The 22,141-nt window shown below is 57.8% G+C and carries 21 protein-coding genes; 18 read left to right on the top strand and 3 right to left on the bottom strand.

Features of this window, described 5'->3' with window-relative positions; genetic code table 11:
- Nucleotides 1-201 precede the first annotated feature (201 nt).
- On the top strand, nucleotides 202-1,839 hold the full coding sequence (pyrG, locus tag ACLH1I_RS13070) for a glutamine hydrolyzing CTP synthase (RefSeq protein ID WP_004205579.1): 1,638 nt from the start codon (nucleotides 202-204) through the stop codon (nucleotides 1,837-1,839).
- Between the two features lie 81 nt (nucleotides 1,840-1,920).
- Nucleotides 1,921-3,219 (top strand): phosphopyruvate hydratase, encoded by a 1,299-nt coding sequence (gene eno, locus ACLH1I_RS13075; RefSeq protein WP_002915213.1) that lies wholly within the window; start codon nucleotides 1,921-1,923, stop codon nucleotides 3,217-3,219.
- 63 nt (nucleotides 3,220-3,282) lie between these two features.
- Here eno and ACLH1I_RS13080 read toward each other — a convergent pair whose 3' ends face one another.
- Entirely contained in the window at nucleotides 3,283-4,392 is a 1,110-nt protein-coding gene (locus ACLH1I_RS13080) for an SDR family oxidoreductase (RefSeq protein ID WP_004205581.1), read from the bottom strand.
- A gap of 477 nt (nucleotides 4,393-4,869) precedes the next feature.
- Between ACLH1I_RS13080 and queE the strand changes: the two genes are divergently transcribed.
- On the top strand, nucleotides 4,870-5,541 hold the full coding sequence (gene queE / locus ACLH1I_RS13085; protein ID WP_049004707.1) for a 7-carboxy-7-deazaguanine synthase QueE: 672 nt from the start codon (nucleotides 4,870-4,872) through the stop codon (nucleotides 5,539-5,541).
- A 40-nt stretch (nucleotides 5,542-5,581) separates the two neighbouring features.
- On the opposite strand, the gene queD is transcribed toward queE, so the two are convergent.
- Nucleotides 5,582-5,947, bottom strand: coding sequence for a 6-carboxytetrahydropterin synthase QueD (gene queD / locus ACLH1I_RS13090; protein WP_004174641.1), 366 nt, complete (start codon nucleotides 5,945-5,947; stop codon nucleotides 5,582-5,584).
- 316 nt (nucleotides 5,948-6,263) lie between these two features.
- On the opposite strand from queD, the gene cysJ reads away from it, so the two are divergent.
- The 3 genes from cysJ to cysH all read left to right on the top strand — a co-directional run bounded on the left by cysJ (nucleotide 6,264) and on the right by cysH (nucleotide 10,608).
- A complete protein-coding gene (gene cysJ, locus ACLH1I_RS13095) occupies nucleotides 6,264-8,063 on the top strand; it encodes an NADPH-dependent assimilatory sulfite reductase flavoprotein subunit (RefSeq protein ID WP_151629053.1) in 1,800 nt (599 codons plus the stop codon).
- Nucleotides 8,063-9,775, top strand: coding sequence for an assimilatory sulfite reductase (NADPH) hemoprotein subunit (cysI, locus tag ACLH1I_RS13100; protein ID WP_004205585.1), 1,713 nt, complete (start codon nucleotides 8,063-8,065; stop codon nucleotides 9,773-9,775). The genes cysJ and cysI overlap by 1 nt, the downstream gene beginning before the upstream one ends.
- Before the next feature lie 98 nt (nucleotides 9,776-9,873).
- Entirely contained in the window at nucleotides 9,874-10,608 is a 735-nt protein-coding gene (gene cysH, locus ACLH1I_RS13105) for a phosphoadenosine phosphosulfate reductase (RefSeq protein ID WP_004205586.1), read from the top strand.
- A 67-nt stretch (nucleotides 10,609-10,675) separates the two neighbouring features.
- Here cysH and ACLH1I_RS13110 read toward each other — a convergent pair whose 3' ends face one another.
- On the bottom strand, nucleotides 10,676-11,722 hold the full coding sequence (locus ACLH1I_RS13110; protein ID WP_017899183.1) for an aminopeptidase: 1,047 nt from the start codon (nucleotides 11,720-11,722) through the stop codon (nucleotides 10,676-10,678).
- A gap of 246 nt (nucleotides 11,723-11,968) precedes the next feature.
- Here ACLH1I_RS13110 and cysG point away from each other — a divergent pair, with 246 nt between their 5' ends.
- The 12 genes from cysG (at nucleotide 11,969) to nlpD (ending at nucleotide 22,043) form a co-directional block, all read left to right on the top strand.
- Nucleotides 11,969-13,375 (top strand): siroheme synthase CysG, encoded by a 1,407-nt coding sequence (gene cysG / locus ACLH1I_RS13115; RefSeq protein ID WP_072096587.1) that lies wholly within the window; start codon nucleotides 11,969-11,971, stop codon nucleotides 13,373-13,375.
- Nucleotides 13,376-13,384: 9 nt separating this feature from the next.
- Complete coding sequence (gene cysD / locus ACLH1I_RS13120) at nucleotides 13,385-14,293, top strand: sulfate adenylyltransferase subunit CysD (protein ID WP_002915160.1); 909 nt, start codon at nucleotides 13,385-13,387, stop codon at nucleotides 14,291-14,293.
- A 9-nt stretch (nucleotides 14,294-14,302) separates the two neighbouring features.
- Nucleotides 14,303-15,730 carry a sulfate adenylyltransferase subunit CysN gene (gene cysN / locus ACLH1I_RS13125; RefSeq protein WP_004205589.1) on the top strand — a complete coding sequence of 476 codons (1,428 nt, stop codon included), beginning with the start codon at nucleotides 14,303-14,305 and terminating at the stop codon, nucleotides 15,728-15,730.
- A complete protein-coding gene (gene cysC / locus ACLH1I_RS13130) occupies nucleotides 15,730-16,335 on the top strand; it encodes an adenylyl-sulfate kinase (RefSeq protein WP_002915158.1) in 606 nt (201 codons plus the stop codon). Before cysN ends, cysC begins: the two co-directional genes overlap by 1 nt.
- Nucleotides 16,336-16,385: 50 nt before the next feature.
- Nucleotides 16,386-16,712, top strand: a complete 327-nt coding sequence (locus tag ACLH1I_RS13135; protein ID WP_004205590.1) for a DUF3561 family protein — start codon at nucleotides 16,386-16,388, stop codon at nucleotides 16,710-16,712.
- A 140-nt stretch (nucleotides 16,713-16,852) separates the two neighbouring features.
- Complete coding sequence (ftsB, locus tag ACLH1I_RS13140; protein ID WP_002915156.1) at nucleotides 16,853-17,170, top strand: cell division protein FtsB; 318 nt, start codon at nucleotides 16,853-16,855, stop codon at nucleotides 17,168-17,170.
- Nucleotides 17,171-17,189: 19 nt separating this feature from the next.
- A complete protein-coding gene (gene ispD, locus ACLH1I_RS13145; RefSeq protein ID WP_017899180.1) occupies nucleotides 17,190-17,900 on the top strand; it encodes a 2-C-methyl-D-erythritol 4-phosphate cytidylyltransferase in 711 nt (236 codons plus the stop codon).
- Entirely contained in the window at nucleotides 17,900-18,379 is a 480-nt protein-coding gene (gene ispF / locus ACLH1I_RS13150) for a 2-C-methyl-D-erythritol 2,4-cyclodiphosphate synthase (protein WP_004181093.1), read from the top strand. The genes ispD and ispF overlap by 1 nt, the downstream gene beginning before the upstream one ends.
- Nucleotides 18,376-19,425, top strand: a complete 1,050-nt coding sequence (gene truD / locus ACLH1I_RS13155; RefSeq protein WP_004205599.1) for a tRNA pseudouridine(13) synthase TruD — start codon at nucleotides 18,376-18,378, stop codon at nucleotides 19,423-19,425. Before ispF ends, truD begins: the two co-directional genes overlap by 4 nt.
- Complete coding sequence (gene surE / locus ACLH1I_RS13160; protein WP_004205600.1) at nucleotides 19,406-20,167, top strand: 5'/3'-nucleotidase SurE; 762 nt, start codon at nucleotides 19,406-19,408, stop codon at nucleotides 20,165-20,167. The genes truD and surE overlap by 20 nt, the downstream gene beginning before the upstream one ends.
- The gene (locus ACLH1I_RS13165) at nucleotides 20,161-20,787 is read left to right on the top strand and encodes a protein-L-isoaspartate(D-aspartate) O-methyltransferase (RefSeq protein ID WP_004205602.1); all 627 of its coding nucleotides are present in this window, start codon (nucleotides 20,161-20,163) and stop codon (nucleotides 20,785-20,787) included. The genes surE and ACLH1I_RS13165 overlap by 7 nt, the downstream gene beginning before the upstream one ends.
- Nucleotides 20,788-20,912: 125 nt before the next feature.
- Nucleotides 20,913-22,043 carry a murein hydrolase activator NlpD gene (gene nlpD, locus ACLH1I_RS13170; RefSeq protein ID WP_151629055.1) on the top strand — a complete coding sequence of 377 codons (1,131 nt, stop codon included), beginning with the start codon at nucleotides 20,913-20,915 and terminating at the stop codon, nucleotides 22,041-22,043.
- Nucleotides 22,044-22,141: the final 98 nt, after the last annotated feature.

Here is a 22,141-nt window from a genome sequence, read left to right on the forward strand (position 1 = left end):
AAGCGTCTATTTTCTCTTTCCGTTATGTCGTTGAAACACCATGTAGCCTGCCTCTTCGAGTTGTTCGGGTCGCAACACAGGTGCAACTTGAAGAACGAAGGGGAGGGGAAGAATGAAAGTTTGTGGCGTCACGCATGTTCGGGTATACTACTTTCCCGTCCTGGTTATTCCATCGTTTTACCCTAACTTCTCAGGTTCAGCATGACAACGAACTATATTTTTGTGACCGGCGGGGTCGTATCCTCTCTGGGTAAAGGCATTGCCGCAGCCTCCCTGGCAGCCATTCTTGAAGCCCGTGGTCTCAACGTGACCATCATGAAACTGGATCCGTATATCAACGTCGATCCGGGCACCATGAGCCCAATCCAGCATGGGGAAGTGTTCGTTACTGAAGACGGCGCAGAAACCGATCTGGACCTGGGCCACTACGAGCGTTTCATCCGCACCAAGATGACTCGTCGCAACAACTTCACCACCGGTCGAATCTACTCCGACGTGCTGCGTAAAGAGCGCCGTGGCGACTATCTGGGCGCAACCGTACAGGTTATTCCGCACATCACCAACGCCATTAAAGAGCGCGTACTGGCTGGCGGCGAAGGCCATGACGTGGTGCTGGTGGAAATCGGCGGTACCGTAGGCGATATCGAATCCCTGCCGTTCCTCGAAGCTATTCGTCAGATGGCGGTAGAGATCGGCCGCGAGCATACCCTGTTTATGCACCTGACTTTAGTGCCGTACATGGCCGCCGCCGGTGAAGTCAAAACCAAACCGACTCAGCACTCCGTGAAAGAGCTGCTCTCCATCGGTATTCAGCCTGACATCCTGATTTGCCGCTCCGATCGCGCGGTTCCGGCCAACGAACGGGCGAAAATTGCTTTGTTCTGTAACGTTCCGGAAAAGGCTGTTATTTCTCTGAAAGACGTCGATTCCATTTATAAAATTCCAGGCCTGTTGAAATCTCAGGGGCTGGACGATTATATTTGTAAACGATTCAGCTTAACTTGTCCGGAAGCAAACCTGGCCGAATGGGAACAGGTAATCTATGAAGAAGCCAATCCGGCAGGCGAAGTCACCATCGGCATGGTCGGTAAGTACATTGAACTGCCGGACGCCTACAAGTCGGTGATTGAAGCGCTGAAACACGGTGGTCTGAAAAACCGCGTTACCGTCAACATCAAGCTGATCGATTCGCAGGATGTGGAAACGCGCGGCGTCGAAATCCTCAAGGATTTAGATGCTATCCTTATCCCGGGCGGCTTCGGCTACCGCGGTGTGGAAGGTAAGATCGCCACCGCGCGCTATGCGCGTGAGAACAATATTCCTTATCTGGGCATTTGCCTGGGTATGCAGGTTGCGCTGATTGAATTCGCGCGCAACGTAGCGGGTATGGAAAACGCCAACTCGACGGAATTTGTGCCAGACTGTAAATACCCGGTTGTGGCCCTGATTACCGAATGGCGTGACGAAGATGGCAACGTTGAAGTCCGCTCTGAGAAGAGCGATCTGGGCGGCACCATGCGCCTGGGCGCGCAGCAGTGCCAGCTGGATGAGGATTCTCTGGTACGCCAGCTGTACGGCGAGCCGACCATCACCGAGCGCCATCGTCACCGCTACGAAGTCAACAACATGTTGTTGAAACCGATTGAAGCTGCCGGTCTGCGCGTTGCGGGCCGTTCCGGGGATGATCAGTTGGTCGAGATCATCGAAGTGCCGAACCATCCGTGGTTTGTGGCCTGCCAGTTCCACCCGGAGTTTACTTCGACGCCGCGTGATGGACACCCGCTGTTTGCCGGCTTTGTGAAAGCCGCCAGCGAGTACCAGAAACGCCAGGCGAAGTAAAAAGAGTTAGAACGGCAATGCACCCATCCGGGTGCATTGTTTGTCTGGAGTTTTAGTTTAACTTGTACTGAGGAAAACCTAATGTCCAAAATCGTTAAAGTCATCGGTCGTGAAATCATCGACTCCCGTGGTAACCCGACTGTTGAAGCCGAAGTACACCTGGAAGGTGGTTTCGTCGGTATGGCAGCTGCTCCGTCAGGTGCTTCTACTGGTTCCCGCGAAGCGCTGGAACTGCGCGATGGCGACAAATCCCGTTTCCTGGGTAAAGGCGTAACCAAAGCTGTTGCTGCGGTAAACGGCCCGATCGCTCAGGCAATCCTGGGCAAAGATGCCAAAGATCAGGCTGGCATCGACAAGATCATGATCGACCTGGACGGTACTGAAAACAAATCTAACTTCGGTGCGAACGCAATCCTGGCCGTTTCTCTGGCGAACGCCAAAGCAGCTGCTGCCTCCAAAGGCCTGCCGCTGTACGCGCACATCGCTGAACTGAACGGCACTCCGGGCAAATACTCCATGCCGGTTCCGATGATGAACATCATCAACGGCGGTGAGCACGCTGACAACAACGTCGACATCCAGGAATTCATGATTCAGCCGGTTGGCGCGCCGACCCTGAAAGAAGCAGTACGCATGGGTTCTGAAGTATTCCATCACCTGGCGAAAGTGCTGAAGTCCAAAGGCATGAACACTGCCGTTGGTGACGAAGGCGGCTACGCGCCGAACCTGGGTTCCAACGCCGAAGCGCTGGCTGTTATCGCTGAAGCGGTTAAAGCAGCAGGCTACGAGCTGGGCAAAGACATCACCCTGGCGATGGACTGCGCAGCGTCTGAATTCTACAAAGACGGTAAATACGTTCTGGCCGGCGAAGGCAACAAAGCGTTCACCTCTGAAGAGTTCACTCACTTCCTGGAAGAGCTGACCAAACAGTACCCGATCGTCTCCATCGAAGATGGCCTGGACGAATCTGACTGGGAAGGTTTCGCTTACCAGACCAAAGTACTGGGCGACAAAATCCAGCTGGTTGGTGACGACCTGTTCGTAACCAACACCAAGATCCTGAAAGAAGGCATCGAAAAAGGCATCGCTAACTCCATCCTGATCAAATTCAACCAGATCGGTTCTCTGACCGAAACTCTGGCTGCTATCAAGATGGCGAAAGACGCTGGCTACACCGCTGTCATCTCTCACCGTTCTGGCGAAACTGAAGACGCGACCATCGCCGACCTGGCTGTGGGTACCGCTGCAGGCCAGATCAAAACCGGTTCTATGAGCCGTTCTGACCGCGTTGCTAAATACAACCAGCTGATTCGTATCGAAGAAGCGCTGGGTGAGCAAGCGCCGTTCAATGGTCGTAAAGAGATCAAAGGCCAGGCTTAATCCTGTCCTGATGAAATAACCATGCCAGCCTTCGGGCTGGCATTTTTTTTATACCTGCGGCCATTATTTAAAGTCGACGGCCATTTGCTGAGGAATCGACAGCCCGCGGGTGGTTTCCACGCAGCGGTCGATGTAATCGGTAAAGCGCGGCGGTTTTGGCATCCCCATGCTCAGCAGCTTGTCGTTGCTAAAGCGCACGTTCAGCGTGGCGAACGCGCCATATAAGCGCATCGCTTTCAGCATCAGTCGCTCATTGCACGGCCCAAAAATTCCTTTCAGTTCGCGACGCATTTTGACCAGCGTTTCATAACTCACCTGGGCGTACTTATCTCCCACCGGCGCCTGCTCCAGCGCCAGGGCCATCGCCCGGTCGATGTCGGCAAACTTCACGCTGTTCTCCTCACCGGCAGAGATATGCACTACCTCGCCGTGGGCCAGCGGCTGGTTAAGCAGCATCAGCAGGGCGTCGGCGCAGTAGTCCACCGGGATAACATCGATTCGGTCCTCCATCGCGCACATAAATTTCTGCAGCATCAGTCCCATGCTGAATACCCAGAAAATACTGCTGGAAGGCCGGCAGCCGTGATGAGTATGGCCCACCACAATAGAAGGGCGGGCAATGACCAGCGGTAGCGTAGGGCAGTGCTGCTGCATCAGTTGCTCGATGGCCGATTTCGAGTGGGTATATTCCACCAGATGCTCGGCGCGCTGCCGAAACTCCGCGCTCTCGGCGACCAGCGAATCCGGCTCCGGTGAGCAGGACATTGCGGTGCCGACGTGGAGAAAACGCTGCAGACCCGCCACCTGCGCCATCCGTTGCGCCAGACGCAGCGTACCCGTAACGTTAACCTTCCAGATGAGCGGGTTGCTGCCAAACGAGGCGACAGCGGCGCAGTTGAGAACATGGGTGACTTGCTCAAGCCGCGGATCGTTAAGAAAATGCTCCGGAGAGGCGAGATCGCCCAGCAGGATCTGCTGCGGTCGCAGCATCGCCAGTTTCTCCTCGGCGATGTTGAACTTACGCATGTTTTCCTTGACCCGTTCCAGGCCTGCCTCGGGGCTGTTGGCACGCACCAGTAGCAGCAGATCTAATTGGCTATCCTGATGGAGTATTTTCTCTAACGCCGCGCCGCCCAGAAAACCGGTGACGCCGGTAATGAATAATGTGGTCATAAACGCTATCTCATTATGGTTGGTCTGCGGGATTCTAGGAGGGCCAAAGTAAACGACGATTAAATAAAAAATGGCGGGCAGCAGGACTTTATTAAGAGGGGCTTAAGCTTATTTTCGGCGGCGGATTGGATTCGACTCTCAGACCAGGTAAATAATTCACTCTTTCATGTATCAATTTGTACATGCATGTATTTAAACATGTTTTTATTTTTCCACTGACGTTTTTTATGCTCTGGTATATAACACGAAAAACATCTTCTGTTACATCTTTCTTCGCTGCAGTACGCTCCGCTGTTTATTTAAATCCTTACCACACTAATGAAATAAACGAAAACAGATGCATACTTTTAATTAACAATGAATAACGTCCGGGGTGAGAAAGCGACCCCGTGAGGGAAAAACGATCGCAGCGCAGGACAAGACCTGGACAGTGAAATCTGCGATAATAAGCGTTTATCACCCTAAACAGAGATGACTATGCAGTACCCGATTAACGAGATGTTCCAGACCCTGCAAGGCGAGGGTTACTTCACCGGCGTGCCTGCCATTTTTATTCGTCTGCAGGGATGCCCGGTAGGATGCGCGTGGTGTGACACCAAGCATACCTGGGACAAACTGACCGATCGGGAAGTGTCGTTGTTCAGCATCCTGGCGAAAACCAAAGAGAGCGATAAGTGGGGGCCGGCAAGCAGTGAAGATCTGCTGGCGATTATCGGTCGTCAGGGGTGGACTGCCCGCCACGTGGTCATTACCGGCGGTGAGCCCTGCATTCACGACTTAACGCCGTTAACCTCGCTTCTGGAACAAAACGGCTTTAGCTGTCAGATTGAAACCAGCGGCACCCATGAAGTGCTTTGCAGCCACAACACCTGGGTGACGGTTTCCCCGAAGGTCAACATGCGCGGCGGGTATGACGTGCTGTCTCAGGCCCTGCAGCGGGCGGATGAGATCAAGCATCCGGTAGGGCGCGTCCGCGACATCGAAGCGCTGGACGAACTGCTGGAAACGCTGAGCGATGACAAACCGCGGATCATCGCCCTGCAGCCGATCAGTCAGAAAGAAGACGCGACGCGCTTGTGTATCGACACCTGCATCGCCCGTAACTGGCGCCTGTCCATGCAGACGCATAAATATCTGAATATCGCCTGATAAAAAAGCCCGGTAGCATACTGACCGGGCTTTTTTTCGCTTACTCGCCGCGATAGACGCAGCCGGCGGTGCAGGTCTCTTTCACCATCACGGCGCTCAGCAGCGGCACCCGCGGTTTCATCTCATCCCAGATCCATTTGGCCAGCACTTCGCTGGTAGGGTTTTCCAGACCGGGGATATCGTTCAGATAATAGTGGTCCAGGCGATCGTAGGTCGGCTTGAAGGCGGCCTTCAGCTCGGCGAAATCCATGATCCACCCGGTATGGGGATCGACTTCACCGGTTATCTCCAGACGCACCATAAAGGAGTGGCCATGCAGGCGACCGCATTTGTGTCCTTCCGGGACGTGCGGCAGGTGGTGGGCGGCTTCGAAGGTGAAATCTTTAAACAGCGTGGTGGACATCATTGACTCTCAACAGGACGAAAAAAACCGCCGTAGGGTACCGGAAAGTACATTTTTTCGCATTAACTAAAACGGCCCTGAACAGAAAATCGACACATTTATCTGGGTTAAGTCCATAAAGTTTCGATATTTCAGATGGTTATTTAATCGATTTTGTTGTTAATAACTACAACTAAAACCGGTTAGTCCATTTGGTTATTTATTATTTCCATCCCTTCTTTAATTGTTACTATGCCCGCCGTTAACCTTCTATTCTCTTCTGTTTTTGTCGCGCTGACAGGGTGCGAATAACAGCTTTGCTTACTGGAACAAACGACGCATGACGACACAGGCCCCACCTTCCAACTTGCTGCCGCTCAACCCGGAGCAACTGGCGCGCCTTCAGGCGGCCACCACTGACTTCACGCCCACTCAGCTCGCCTGGGTGTCTGGCTATTTCTGGGGCGTGCTGAATCAGCACTCTGGCGCAGCGGCAGCCGCTCCCGCCCCGGCCGCCGAGGTCCCGACGATCACGCTGATTTCCGCCTCGCAAACCGGCAACGCTCGCCGCGTCGCCGAAGCGCTGCGTGACGATCTGCTGGCGGCGAAGCTGAACGTGAAGCTGGTGAATGCAGGTGATTATAAATTCAAACAAATTGCTGCTGAAAAACTGCTGGTGGTCGTGACCTCCACCCAGGGGGAAGGTGAGCCGCCGGAAGAAGCGGTCGCATTGCATAAGTTTCTGTTCTCTAAAAAAGCGCCGAAGCTGGACGGAACCGCATTCGCCGTCTTTGGCCTCGGCGATACCTCTTATGAATTCTTCTGCCAGTCCGGCAAAGATTTCGACAGCAAGCTGGCCGAACTTGGCGCGGAACGCCTGCTCGATCGCGTCGACGCCGACGTTGAATATCAGGCTGCGGCCGCTGAATGGCGCGCGCGCGTCGTTGAGGTGCTGAAGGCTCGTGTGCCGGTCGCCGCGCCCGCTCAGCTGGCCGCCAGCGGCGCAGTGAACGACATTCATACCAGCCCATACACCAAAGAGGCTCCGCTAACGGCGACCCTGTCGGTCAACCAGAAAATCACCGGCCGCGATTCAGAAAAAGATGTACGCCATATCGAAATTGACCTCGGTGATTCCGGTCTGCGCTATCAGCCGGGTGACGCGCTGGGCGTCTGGTATCAAAACGATCCTCAGCTGGTGAAAGAGCTGGTGGAGCTGCTGTGGCTGAAAGGCGACGAGCCGGTAACCGTCGAGGGCAAAACCCTGCCGCTGGCGGAAGCCCTGCAGTGGCATTTTGAGCTGACGGTCAACACCGCCGCTATCGTTGAGAACTACGCCACCCTGACCCGCAGCGAATCGCTGCTGCCGCTGGTGGGCGATAAAGCTCAGCTGCAGCAGTATGCCGCCGCGACGCCGATCGTCGATATGGTCCGTTTCTCCCCGGCGCAGCTGGACGCTGAGGCGTTAATCGGTCTGCTGCGCCCGCTGACGCCGCGTCTGTACTCCATTGCCTCCTCGCAGGCGGAAGTGGAGAGCGAAGTGCATGTCACCGTGGGCGTGGTGCGCTATGACATTGAAGGCCGCGCCCGGGCTGGCGGCGCCTCCAGCTTCCTCGCCGACCGCGTGGAAGAGGATGGCGAAGTCCGCGTCTTTATCGAGCACAATGACAACTTCCGTCTGCCGGCTAACCCGGAGACGCCGGTGATCATGATTGGCCCGGGCACCGGTATTGCGCCGTTCCGCGCCTTCATGCAGCAGCGCGCAGCGGACGGGGCGCCAGGTAAGAACTGGCTGTTCTTCGGCAACCCGCACTTCACTGAAGATTTCCTCTATCAGGTGGAGTGGCAGAGCTATGTAAAAGAGGGGCTGCTGACCCGTATCGATCTGGCCTGGTCCCGCGATCAACAACAAAAAATCTATGTGCAGGACAAACTGCGTGAGCAGGGGGCCGAGCTGTGGCGCTGGATCAATGATGGCGCCCACATTTATGTCTGCGGCGACGCCAATCGTATGGCGAAAGACGTGGAACAGACTTTACTGGAAGTGATTGCCGAATACGGCGCGATGGACGCCGAAGCGGCGGACGAATTTTTAAGTGAGCTGCGCGTTGAGCGCCGTTATCAGCGAGATGTCTACTAATGAGCGAAAAACATCCGGGGCCTTTAGTGGTCGAAGGTAAACTGACCGATGCCGAGCGTATGAAGCTCGAGAGCAACTACCTGCGCGGCACCATTGCGGAAGATTTAAACGACGGTCTGACCGGCGGTTTTAAAGGCGATAACTTCCTGCTGATCCGTTTCCACGGTATGTACCAGCAGGACGATCGTGATATCCGCGCGGAACGCGCCGCTCAGAAGCTGGAGCCGCGCCATGCAATGCTCCTGCGCTGCCGTCTGCCGGGCGGGGTGATCACCACCACCCAGTGGAAGGCGATCGATAAGTTTGCCGCCGAGAACACCATTTACGGCAGTATTCGCCTGACCAACCGGCAGACTTTCCAGTTCCACGGCATTCTGAAAAAGAACGTCAAGCCGGTGCATCAGATGCTGCACTCGGTGGGGCTGGACGCGCTGGCCACCGCCAACGATATGAACCGTAACGTGCTGTGCACCTCCAACCCGTACGAGTCGCAGCTGCACGCCGAGGCCTACGAGTGGGCGAAAAAGATCTCCGAGCATCTACTGCCGCGCACCCGCGCCTATGCCGAAATCTGGCTGGATCAGAAAAAGGTCGCCACCACTGACGAAGAACCGATCCTCGGTCAGACCTATCTGCCGCGTAAGTTTAAAACCACGGTGGTGATCCCGCCGCAGAACGATATCGATCTGCACGCTAATGACATGAACTTCGTGGCGATCGCCGAAAACGGTAAGCTGGTGGGCTTTAACCTGTTGGTGGGCGGCGGTCTGTCTATCGAACACGGTAACAAAAAAACCTACGCCCGCACGGCGAGCGAATTCGGTTATCTGCCGCTGGAGCATACTCTGGCGGTGGCGGAAGCGGTCGTGACCACCCAGCGCGACTGGGGTAACCGTACCGACCGTAAGAATGCGAAAACCAAGTACACCCTTGAGCGCGTTGGCGTCGAAACCTTCAAGGCGGAAGTGGAGCGCCGGGCAGGTATTAAGTTTGAGCCGATCCGCCCGTACGAATTCACCGGCCGCGGCGACCGCATCGGCTGGGTGAAGGGGATTGATGATAAATGGCACCTGACGCTGTTTATTGAAAACGGCCGCATTCTGGATTATCCGGGGCGCCCGCTGAAAACCGGTCTGCTGGAGATTGCTAAGATCCATCAAGGTGAATTCCGCATCACCGCCAACCAGAACCTGATCGTCGCCAGCGTACCGGAAGATCAGAAGGCGCGGATCGAGAAGCTGGCGCGGGATCATGGCCTGATGAATGCCGTCACCCCGCAGCGCGAAAACTCGATGGCCTGCGTCTCCTTCCCGACCTGCCCGCTGGCGATGGCGGAAGCCGAGCGTTTCCTGCCGTCGTTTATCGACAAGGTGGAAGGGGTGATGAGCAAGCACGGCGTGAGCGATGAGCATATCGTCACCCGCGTCACCGGCTGCCCGAACGGCTGCGGTCGCGCGATGCTCGCGGAAGTGGGGCTGGTGGGGAAAGCGCCAGGTCGCTATAACCTGCACATCGGCGGTAACCGCAGCGGCACCCGCATCCCGCGGATGTACCGGGAGAACATTACCGAGTCGGAAATTCTCGACTCGCTAGACCAACTGGTAGGGCGCTGGGCGAAAGAGCGCGAAGCGGGTGAAGGCTTCGGCGACTTTACGGTGCGTGCGGGCATCATTCGCCCGGTGCTCGATCCAGCCCGCGATTTCTGGGAGTAACATCCTGGTGCCCGGTGGCGCGTAGCGATCCGGGCCTGTAAAACCCGTAGGCCGGGCAAACGCAGTGCCGCCCGGCAAAACAGGCAAACGAGGTTCTTATGTCCGTACTCGATCTAAACGCGCTTAATGCATTGCCGAAAGTGGAACGCATTCTGGCACTCGCGGAAACCAACGCCCAGCTGGAAAAGCTCGACGCCGAAGGGCGTGTGGCCTGGGCGCTGGAAAACCTGCCGGGAGACTATGTGCTGTCGTCAAGCTTTGGCATTCAGGCGGCGGTGAGTTTGCACCTGGTGAACCAGATCCGCCCGGACATTCCGGTGATCCTTACCGATACCGGTTACCTGTTCCCGGAAACCTACCAGTTTATTGATGAGCTGACGGACAAACTCAAGCTGAACCTGAAGGTCTACCGCGCGGCTGAAAGCGCGGCCTGGCAGGAGGCGCGCTACGGCAAGCTGTGGGAGCAGGGCGTTGAGGGCATTGAGAAATACAATGAGATCAACAAGGTTGAACCGATGAACCGGGCGCTGAAAGAGCTCAACGCGCAGACGTGGTTTGCCGGTCTGCGCCGCGAGCAGTCGGGCAGTCGGGCTACGCTTCCGGTGCTGGCGGTCCAGCGCGGGGTGTTCAAGGTGTTGCCGATTATCGACTGGGATAACCGGACGGTGTATCAGTACCTGCAAAAGCACGGGCTGAAATACCATCCGCTGTGGGATCAGGGCTATCTGTCGGTAGGCGATACCCACACCACCCGCAAATGGGAGCCGGGCATGGCAGAAGAAGAGACCCGGTTCTTCGGGCTTAAACGCGAGTGCGGATTGCACGAGGGTTAATAGCGCCTCCTGAGGGAAAGGTGTGCAAGAGAACACGCGGGTGATGCCGCGTGTTCATTTGCAGCCGTCAGCTTTTCTTCTCCACCTTCGCCAGCTCTTTCACCAGCGGCAGCATCACTTTCACGACATCGCGCCCGCGATGCTCGATCCGTCCCGGCAGCGCGTGGTCGATATACTGCTGATTATCCAGCTGCACGTCATGCCAGCTGATGCCCTGCGGGAAGCTGCGCGATTTGCTCCGCTGCTGATAGCCATCTTTCTTGCCTAATGACCAGTTGGTCGCTTCCACCGACAGCACCGGGATCCCCGCGTTGTCGAAGACGCTGGCGTCATTACAGCAGCTGGTGCCTTTCGGGTAAGCCGGATTGAGTCCCGGATTGGTGTAGGCGGCAATGCCTTTGCTGCGGGCGATAGCCAACGCGCGATCGCGGGTCAGCTTGCGTACCGAGGCCGGCGTGCGGCGGCCGCTGTTGAAGTAAAGCTTATCGCCTACCACCAGGTTATCGAGATTGATCACCAGCAGGGTATTTTTCTTTTCCGCCTCGCTCATCCGCTGCAGCAGGTTTTGCGCGCCGAGACGACCTTCCTCTTCGCCGCTGGTGGCGATAAAGCGAATGCCATAGCGGGTGGGGACGTTCTTTAAATGCTCCGCCAGCTCCAGCATCACCCCGAGCCCCATCGCGTTGTCGTCAATTCCCTGCAGCGTCAGGCCGCCGAGGTTGTTTTCGACGTCTTTATCGCTCTGCGGCGCGTAGGTATCAAGGTGGGCCATGATGATGATTTGCTGGCGAGACTGGCCTTCATGGGCGGCGATCACCGTACTGCCGGTGGCGTTATGCCAGTTTTTACGCTGGTTGCTGTCGGTATAGATGTAGCGGGTATTGAAGCTCCGCACGTCGCTCTGATAGCCCATCCGGGCGAACTGCTGGCGCAGATAGTCAGCTGAGAGCATTTCCGGGGGCGTTCCGGTCATGCGTCCCGGGAAGACGGTGGCGATATGGCGAGCCTGACTACTGGCGGTGTCGCCCAGCGCACAGAAGGCGGGGGCGGCGGCGAAAACAAAACCGGTGCCGAGCGCCAGCGGAAGCAGACGGCGGCACAACGCGGAAAACATAAGGGGTCCTTACACGAACGAGACAATTTGACGCGTACAGTATGAAACTGTGACCGCGGTTAAACAATTTCAATTGCTCTTAAATAGCGGAAAAATAGCGTGTTAAGCACTTTTTGATATTTGGATTTCCATCGCGTTATTCCTTTGCGTCACAACTCATTCCATTTCGTAATTTCATTTGCTCTAAGGGGCACCCTATAGTCGCAGTATCGCTGATTGTAAGAGAGTTGTTACCCCGTGGATTACTTGCCCCTTTTTGCCGAACTGAAACAAAGGCCCGTACTGGTGATCGGCGGCGGTGAGATTGCCGAACGCAAGATCAAGTTCCTGCTGCGAGCCCAGGCGCAGGTGCAGGTGGTCGCCGGGACGTTGTCTCCGGCGCTGGCCGATCTGGCGGCGCGCCAGGCGCTTAGCTGGCGGGCGACGGAATTTAGCGACGCTCTGGTGGACGATGTCTTTCTGGTGATTGCCGCCACGGAGGACGAGGCGCTTAACCAGCGGGTGTTTGCGGCGGCTAACGCGCGCTACCGACTGGTCAACGTAGTGGATAACCAGGCGCTGTGCTCGTTTGTTTTCCCTTCTATCGTCGACCGTTCGCCGCTGCTGGTGGCGATCTCCTCCAGCGGGAAAGCGCCGGTGCTGTCGCGCATTCTGCGCGAAAAAATCGAAGCGCTGTTGCCGACGAACCTCGGGCGTCTGGCGGAATCGGCGAGCTACTGGCGCAACCATCTGAAAACCCGTCTGACGACCACCGAAGCGCGTCGCCGCTTTTGGGAGCGGGTCTTTACCGGTCGCTTCGCCAGCCTGATGGTGGCGGGCAACGCTGCGGAGGCGGAAAAGGCGCTGCAGGATGAGCTGGATAAGCCCGAACGCGAAACGGGTGAAATTATTCTGGTAGGGGCTGGACCGGGCGATGCCGGGCTGCTGACCCTGCGTGGCTTGCAGGCGATCCAGCAGGCGGACGTGGTTTTCCACGATCATCTGGTGACCCAGCCGGTTCTCGAGCTGGTGCGCCGCGATGCCGAGCTGGTTTGCGTCGGCAAACGCGCCGGCGAGCACTCGGTGCCGCAGCATGAAACCAATCAGCTGCTGGTGGAGGCGGCGAAGGCGGGGAAAACCGTCGTGCGCCTGAAAGGCGGCGATCCGTTTATTTTTGGCCGCGGCGCTGAAGAGCTGCAGGCCGCCGCCGCTGCGGGCATCCCGTTCCAGGTGGTGCCAGGCGTCACTGCCGCCGCCGGCGCGACGGCCTACGCCGGTATTCCGCTGACCCATCGCGATTATGCGCAAAGCGCCGTCTTTGTCACCGGGCACTATAAGCCGGACAGCGCCCCCTTCGACTGGGCGCTGTTGGCGAAGAGCCAACAGACGCTGGCGATTTACATGGGCACCATGAAGGCGGCGGAAATCAGCGCCCAGCTGATTGCCCACGGTCGCGACAGCAATACGCCGGTAGCGGTGATATCCCGCGGTACCCGCGACGATCAGCAGACGATAACCGGCACATTGCAACAACTCGAACACCTGGCGAAAGACGCCCCGATGCCCGCCCTGCTGGTGGTCGGCGAAGTGGTGCAGCTGCATCAGCAGCTCGCCTGGTTTCAACATACATCATCCGCCGAGGGGTTTAACTCTTCGGTGGTCAATCTGGCTTAAGGAACGGTTATGGACCAAAAACGACTCACTCACCTGCGGCAACTGGAGGCGGAAAGCATCCATATTATTCGTGAGGTGGCCGCCGAATTTTCTAACCCGGTGATGATGTACTCCATCGGGAAAGATTCCAGCGTAATGCTGCATCTGGCGCGCAAAGCGTTTTATCCGGGAACCCTGCCGTTCCCGCTGCTGCACGTCGATACCGGCTGGAAATTCCGTGAGATGTATGAGTTCCGCGACCGTACCGCCAAAGCCTATGGCTGCGAGCTGCTGGTGCATAAAAACCCGGAAGGGGTGGCGATGGGCATTAACCCGTTCGTCCACGGCAGCGCCAAGCATACCGATATCATGAAAACCGAAGGGCTGAAGCAGGCGCTGAACAAATACGGCTTTGACGCCGCATTCGGCGGCGCGCGCCGTGATGAGGAGAAATCCCGCGCCAAAGAGCGCATCTACTCCTTCCGCGACCGCTTCCACCGCTGGGACCCGAAAAACCAGCGTCCGGAGCTGTGGCACAACTACAACGGCCAGATTAACAAAGGCGAAAGCATCCGCGTCTTCCCGCTCTCCAACTGGACCGAGCTGGATATCTGGCAGTACATCTATCTGGAAAACATCGAAATCGTGCCGCTGTATCTGGCCGCTGAGCGCCCGGTGCTGGAGCGCGACGGCATGCTGATGATGATCGATGACGACCGTATCGATCTGCAGCCGGGCGAAGTGATTGAAAAGCGGATGGTGCGTTTCCGTACCCTCGGCTGCTGGCCGCTGACCGGCGCAGTGGAGTCTGAAGCGCAAACGCTGCCGGAAATTATTGAAGAGATGCTGGTATCCACCACCAGCGAACGTCAGGGGCGCGTCATTGACCGCGACCAGGCCGGCTCGATGGAGCTGAAGAAACGTCAGGGGTATTTCTAAGGAGCCGCCATGAACACGACCATTGCCCAACAAATTGCTAATGAAGGCGGCGTAGAAGCTTATCTGCACGCGCAACAGCACAAGAGCCTGCTGCGTTTTCTGACCTGCGGCAGCGTCGATGACGGTAAAAGCACCCTGATTGGCCGTCTGCTGCACGATACCCGCCAGATCTATGAAGATCAGCTCTCTTCGCTGCATAACGACAGCAAGCGCCACGGCACCCAGGGCGAAAAACTGGACCTGGCGCTGCTGGTGGATGGCCTGCAGGCCGAGCGTGAGCAGGGCATCACCATCGACGTGGCCTATCGCTATTTCTCCACCGAGAAGCGCAAATTTATCATCGCTGACACCCCGGGGCACGAGCAGTACACCCGCAATATGGCCACCGGCGCGTCCACCTGCGATCTGGCGATCCTGCTGATCGACGCGCGCAAAGGCGTGCTGGATCAGACCCGCCGTCACAGCTTTATCTCAACCCTGCTGGGCATTAAACACCTGGTGGTGGCGGTCAACAAAATGGATCTCGTCGAGTTTAGCGAAGCGCGCTTCAACGAGATCCGTGAAGCTTACCTGACCTTTGCCGAGCAGCTGCCGGGCAACCTCGATATCCGCTTTGTACCGCTGTCGGCGCTGGAGGGCGATAACGTCGCCAGTCAGAGCGCGAACATGCCGTGGTACAGCGGCCCGACCCTGCTGGAAGTCCTCGAAACCGTGGAGATCCAACGGGTAGTAGAGAGCCAGCCGCTGCGCTTCCCGGTGCAGTATGTTAACCGTCCGAACCTCGATTTCCGCGGCTTCTCCGGTACGGTCGCCTCCGGCACCGTGCAGGTCGGCCAGCGCCTGAAGGTGCTGCCGTCGGGCGTCGAATCGAGCGTAGCGCGGATCGTCACCTTCGACGGCGATCTGCAGGAAGCCGCCGCCGGGGAAGCCATTACCATTGTGCTGAAAGATGAAATCGACATCAGCCGCGGCGACCTGCTGGTTGACGCGCAAGCCACGCTGCCGGCGGTGCAAAGCGCCAGCATCGACGTAGTATGGATGGCCGAGCAGGCGTTGACCCCGGGGCAGAGCTACGACATCAAAATCGCCGGTAAGAAGACCCGCGCCCGCGTGGACGCTATCCGTTACCAGGTGGATATTAACAACCTGACCCAGCGTGAAGTCGAGTCTCTGCCGCTGAACGGCATCGGGCTGGTGGAGCTGACCTTTGACGAACCTTTAGTGCTGGATCCGTATCAGCAAAACCCGGTGACCGGCGGGCTTATCTTTATCGATCGTCTGACCAACGTCACCGTCGGCGCCGGGATGGTCAACGAGCCGCACCTGCAGGCGTCGACGTCGGCATCGCAGTACAGCGCTTTCGAGCTGGAACTGAACCAGCTGATCCGCAAACACTTCCCGCACTGGGACGCCCGCGACCTGCTGGGAGGCAAATAATGGCCCAGCATGACGAAAACGTCGTCTGGCATGCCCACCCTGTGACCCAGCAGCAGCGGGAACAGCATCACGGCCATCGCGGCGTGGTGCTGTGGTTTACCGGCCTTTCGGGGTCGGGTAAATCCACCGTCGCCGGGGCGCTGGAGGAAGCCTTGCATGAGCGCGGCGTCAGCACCTATCTGCTGGACGGCGATAACGTGCGTCATGGCCTGTGCAGCGACCTGGGATTCAGCGATGAGGATCGCAAAGAGAACATTCGCCGCGTCGGTGAAGTGGCCAGGCTGATGGTCGATGCCGGGCTGGTTGTATTGACGGCATTTATATCTCCGCACCGCGCGGAGCGACAGATGGTGCGCGAGCGCCTGGGGGAGGGACGCTTTATCGAAGTGTTCGTCGATACCCCGCTGGCCATTTGCGAGGCGCGGGATCCGAAAGGATTGTATAAGAAGGCGCGGGCAGGGGAATTACGCAATTTTACCGGCATAGACTCGGTCTATGAGGCACCGGAAAAGGCGGAAATTCATCTGGATGGTGAACAATTGGTAACAAATTTGGTGCACCAACTATTAGACCTGCTGCAACAGAGCGATATTATCAGATCCTGAAACGGCAGCGGCATCGAGGGGTGCCGGTTGCCCGGTCTACAGGATTCGATATGCGCAATACCCAGAACCTCAGTATTATTCGTTCAGAACCGCCTCCGGCGACCGGCGACGAGACCACCTGGTCTTTGTCGGGCGCTGCCGTGGGCTTTATTTCATGGCTGCTGGCGCTGGGTATTCCCTTCCTTCTCTATGGCAGTAATACACTTTTCTTCCTCCTCTACACCTGGCCATTCTTCCTTGCGTTGATGCCAGTGGCGGTGGTGGTCGGTATTGCGCTGCACTCTCTGCTCAATGGCAAACTGCTCTATAGCGCCAGCGCGACCATCCTGACCGTCGGGCTGATGTTTGCGCTACTCTTCCTCTGGCTGTTGGGATAACCCGTTTCTGGTATGAATCAAGCATGGGTATCAGCGGCAAAAATATGGTACAGTCCCCGCGTTACGCGGCATCGTCCGCGCGCCCCGGTAGCGTACCCGGGCGAGTTTTGGGATGATGATGCCGTTTTTCAGGGGGCAGGATGGGTAAACTAACGCTGCTATTATTAGCTTTGCTGGTCTGGCTACAGTATTCGCTGTGGTTCGGTAAAAACGGCCTGCATGACTACACGCGGGTTAACGACGACGTCACCGCCCAGCAGGCGACTAACGCCAAATTAAAAGCACGCAACGATCAGCTGTTTGCCGAAATTGACGACCTCAACGGCGGTCAGGAAGCGATCGAGGAGCGTGCGCGCAATGAACTCAGCATGACCCGCCCGGGCGAAACCTTCTATCGTCTGGTACCGGATGCGTCTAAACGCAACCAGGCATCGGGGCAACAGCAGAACAATCGATAACCAGGCCCAGGATTACGACATGGCAGCCACTTTTCCGGGCATTTGCGCCGTGGTGCCGGCAGCCGGTTTTGGCCGCCGCATGCAAACGGAATGCCCGAAACAATATCTCTCAATCGGTAACAAAACGATTCTCGAACACGCGGTCGCCGCGCTGCTGGCGGATCCGCGCGTCCAGCGCGTGGTGATTGCCGTCAGCCCCGGCGATCGGCGCTTCAGCCAGCTGCCGCTGGCCCAGCACCCGCAAATTACCGTCGTGGATGGCGGCGCCGAGCGCGCCGATTCGGTACTCGCCGGCCTGCAGGCGTTACCGGAAGCGCAGTGGGTGCTGGTGCATGACGCCGCGCGCCCCTGCCTGCATCAGGATGACCTCAGCCGCCTGCTGGCACTCTGTGAAACCAGCCGCGTCGGCGGGATCCTCGCGGCCCCGGTGCGCGACACCATGAAGCGCGCCGAGCCGGGCAAAACCGCCGTCGCCCATACCGTCGATCGTAATGACCTGTGGCACGCGCTCACCCCGCAATTTTTCCCTCGCGAGCTGCTGGTGGATTGCCTCACCCGGGCGCTGAACGAGGGGGCCACCATCACCGATGAAGCCTCGGCGCTGGAGTATTGCGGCTTCCATCCGCAGCTGGTCGCCGGACGCGCTGATAATATTAAAGTGACGCGCCCGGAAGATCTGGCGCTGGCGGAATTTTACCTCACCCGTTCCCGACACCAGGAGAAAGCTTAATGCGAATTGGACATGGTTTTGACGTACACGCTTTTGGCGGTGAAGGCCCAATCATCATTGGCGGGGTACGCATTCCTTATGAAAAAGGGCTGCTGGCCCATTCCGACGGCGACGTCGCGCTGCATGCGCTGACCGACGCGCTGCTGGGCGCCGCGGCGCTCGGCGATATTGGCAAGCTGTTCCCGGATACCGATCCGGCGTTTAAAGGCGCCGACAGCCGCGAACTGCTGCGCGAAGCGTGGCGCCGCATTCAGGCCAAAGGCTATACGCTCGGCAACGTCGACGTCACCATTATCGCCCAGGCACCGAAAATGCTGCCGCATATCCCGCAGATGCGTGTCTTTATCGCTGAAGATCTCGGCTGCCATATGGACGACGTCAACGTGAAAGCGACCACCACCGAGAAGCTGGGCTTCACCGGCCGCGGGGAAGGGATCGCCTGCGAAGCGGTCGCGCTGCTGCGTAAGGCCGACAAATGATCGCCTTTGACCAACTGACCTGGCTGCACGGCAAGCCGCAGAGCAGCGGGCTGCTGAAAGCCAATCCGGAAGATTTTCTGGTAGTGGAAGACCTGGGCTTTGCCCCGGACGGCGAAGGCGAGCACGTGCTGGTGCGGATCCTTAAAAACGGCTGCAATACGCGCTTTGTCGCCGACGCACTGGCGAAATTCCTCAAAATCCATGCCCGTGAAGTGAGCTTCGCCGGGCAAAAAGATAAGCACGCCGTCACCGAGCAGTGGCTGTGCGCTCGGGTGCCTGGCAAAGAGATGCCGGATCTGAGCAAATTTCAGCTTGAGGGCTGCCAGGTACTGGAATATGCCCGCCATAAGCGTAAGCTGCGATTAGGCGCGCTGAAGGGCAACCAGTTTACCCTGATCCTGCGCGAGATTAGCGATCGCCAGGAAGTGGAGACGCGTCTGCAGGCCATCGCTGAACGGGGCGTGCCGAACTATTTCGGCGCTCAGCGCTTCGGCATTGGCGGCAGTAACCTGCAGGGCGCGCTGCGCTGGGCGGAGAGCGGTGCGCCGGTGCGCGATCGCAATAAGCGCAGTTTTTGGTTGTCGGCGGCCCGCAGCGCGTTGTTTAATCAGCAAGTCAGTATTAGATTAAAAAAAACGGAATTTAATCAGGTTGTTGATGGCGATGCGCTACAATTAGCGGGGCGTGGGAGCTGGTTTGTCGTCACACCGGAAGAACTCGAGGTTTCGCAGGCGCGGGTGCACAACCGCGAACTGATGATCACGGCTGCGCTACCGGGCAGCGGCGACTGGGGAAGCCAGCGCGACGCCCTGGCCGCCGAGCAGGCCGCCATCGCCGAGGAAACCTCGCTGCAGACACTGTTGGTGCGGGAGAAAGTCGAGGCGGCGCGCCGGGCGATGCTCCTCTATCCGCAGCAGTTGAGCTGGAACTGGTGGGATGATGTAACCGTTGAACTGCGTTTCTGGCTGCCGGCGGGCAGCTTCGCCACCAGCGTGGTCAGGGAGCTTATCAATACAACGGGTGACTATGCGAATATTGCTGAGTAACGATGACGGGATCCATGCGCCGGGGATACAGACCCTGGCGAAGGCCTTAAGGGAGTTTGCCGAGGTCCAGGTGGTTGCACCCGATCGTAACCGCAGCGGGGCTTCGAATTCGCTGACGCTGGAATCGTCATTGCGCACCTTTACCTATGAAAATGGCGATATCGCCGTCCAGATGGGGACGCCGACGGACTGCGTCTACCTTGGCGTGAACGCGCTGATGCGCCCGCGCCCGGACATCGTCGTTTCCGGCATCAACGCCGGACCCAACCTGGGCGATGACGTCATTTACTCCGGCACCGTGGCGGCGGCGATGGAAGGCCGCCATCTGGGGTTCCCCGCGCTGGCCGTGTCGCTCAATGGCTATCAACACTACGACACCGCCGCGGCGGTGACCTGTACTCTCCTGCGCGGACTCAGCCGTGAACCGCTGCGCACCGGGCGGATCCTCAACGTCAATGTCCCGGACCTGCCCCTTGACCAGATCAAAGGCATCCGCGTGACCCGCTGCGGCAACCGCCATCCTGCCGATCAGGTGATCCCGCAAAAGGATCCGCGCGGCAATACCCTGTACTGGATAGGCCCGCCGGGCGATAAGCGCGACGCCGGGCCGGGCACCGATTTTGCGGCAGTGGATGAAGGCTATGTTTCCGTTACGCCATTGCACGTCGATTTAACCGCCCATCAGGCGCATGAGGTGGTCACCGATTGGCTGGAACGTGTCGGGGTTGACAGGCAATGGTAAGTAAACGTGTTGAAAGTTTGTTGAATCAACTGCGCACGCAGGGCATCGTCGATGAACGTGTCCTCGAGGCGATCGCGCGCGTCCCGCGCGAAAAGTTTGTTGATGAAGCCTTTGAACATAAAGCGTGGGAAAACACCGCGCTGCCGATTGGCCAGGGGCAAACCATCTCCCAGCCGTACATGGTGGCGCGGATGACCGAGCTGCTGACGTTGACGCCGGAGTCGCGGGTGCTGGAGATCGGCACCGGTTCCGGTTACCAGACGGCCATCCTGGCGCATCTGGTGCATCACGTTTGCTCGGTAGAGCGAATTAAGAGTTTACAGTGGCAGGCGCGTCGTCGCCTGAAACAACTTGATTTACATAATGTTTCAACCCGTCATGGCGATGGGTGGCAAGGTTGGCAGGCGCGGGCGCCGTTTGATGCCATTATTGTGACGGCGGCGCCGCCGGAAATACCGACCGCGCTGCTGGCGCAGCTGGATGACGACGGCGTGCTGGTACTGCCGGTTGGCGAGGAGCATCAGTTTCTCAAACGGATCCGTCGCCGGGGCAACGAATTTATCATTGATACCGTCGAGGCCGTTCGCTTTGTTCCCCTGGTGAAAGGGGAGCTGGCCTGAGACCCGGATTATTCCAGGTTTTTTTTGCCTGACTTTAGGCGTAGGGTGGACACATTTTTCAGTGTCCTGGCCGGGCGTCGCCCGGTAAGCAAGATATTGGCAGTTAACATATTCCTGGGGGATAAATGAGCGCGGGAAGCACCAAATTTACCGTCAGCCGTATTGCGGCTCTTTCACTGGTTTCACTCTGGCTGGCCGGATGTACCAACACCAATAATCCGCCTGCGCCGGTCAGCTCTGCCGGCGGTGCCGCCTCTTCCAGCACCAACTCCGGCATGTTGATTACGCCGCCATCCTCCGGCGTCAAGTCTGCTCCTCAGGCGCAGCCGATCCAGCCGGTACAGACCCAGACCATTCAGCCGCAGCCAATGGCGCAGGAGCCGGTGCAGACGGTGAATGGCAAGATCGTTTATAACCGCAAATATGGCGATATTCCGAAAGGTAGCTATACCGGCGGCAGTGCCTATACGGTCAAACGCGGCGACACGCTGTTCTATATCGCCTGGGTCACCGGCAACGATTTCCGTGACCTGGCGCAACGCAACAATGTCCCGGCCCCGTACGCCCTGAACGTCGGCCAGGTGCTGCAGGTCGGCAACGCTTCAGGCCAGCCGATCACCGGTGAAAATGCCGTTTCTCAGGCCAGCGCAAGGGCGAGCGGCGGTGCGACGGCCACCACAACTTCTGCACAAAAATCGACCGCGGTGGTTGCTTCACAACCGACTATTACGTATTCTGAATCCTCAGGTGAACAAAGTGCTACCAAGATGTTGCCTAATAATAAACCAGCGACCACGACCTCGACGGTCGTCGCGCCGGTGACGGCACCAACAACGGTGAGCACAACCCAGCCGACTGCAAGCAGTACGTCAACCAGTTCGCCGATCTCATCATGGCGCTGGCCGACTGATGGCAAAGTTATCGAGAACTTTAGTGGCGCGGAAGGCGGCAATAAAGGTATCGACATTGCAGGCAGTAAGGGACAGGCTATTGTCGCGACCGCCGATGGGCGCGTCGTCTATGCCGGTAACGCACTGCGCGGCTACGGTAATCTTATTATCATCAAACACAACGATGATTACCTGAGTGCCTACGCTCATAACGATACCATGCTGGTTCGGGAGCAACAGGAAGTCAAAGCGGGGCAGAAAATCGCTACCATGGGTAGCACCGGAACCAGCTCAACAAGATTACATTTTGAAATTCGTTACAAGGGGAAATCCGTCAACCCGCTGCAGTACTTACCGCAGCGATAATTTGGCAAAGTACGGATAAGCGAAGCATTAGCTAACAGGCGCCAGGGCGGTGTCTATGCGCCTCTCGCAGAGAGGAGTAGGGGAAATCGTCCTGGCGT

It is taken from the genome of Klebsiella sp. 1SOBk10mer, from assembly GCF_046602535.1.
GTDB classification, from domain to species: domain Bacteria; phylum Pseudomonadota; class Gammaproteobacteria; order Enterobacterales; family Enterobacteriaceae; genus Klebsiella; species Klebsiella quasipneumoniae.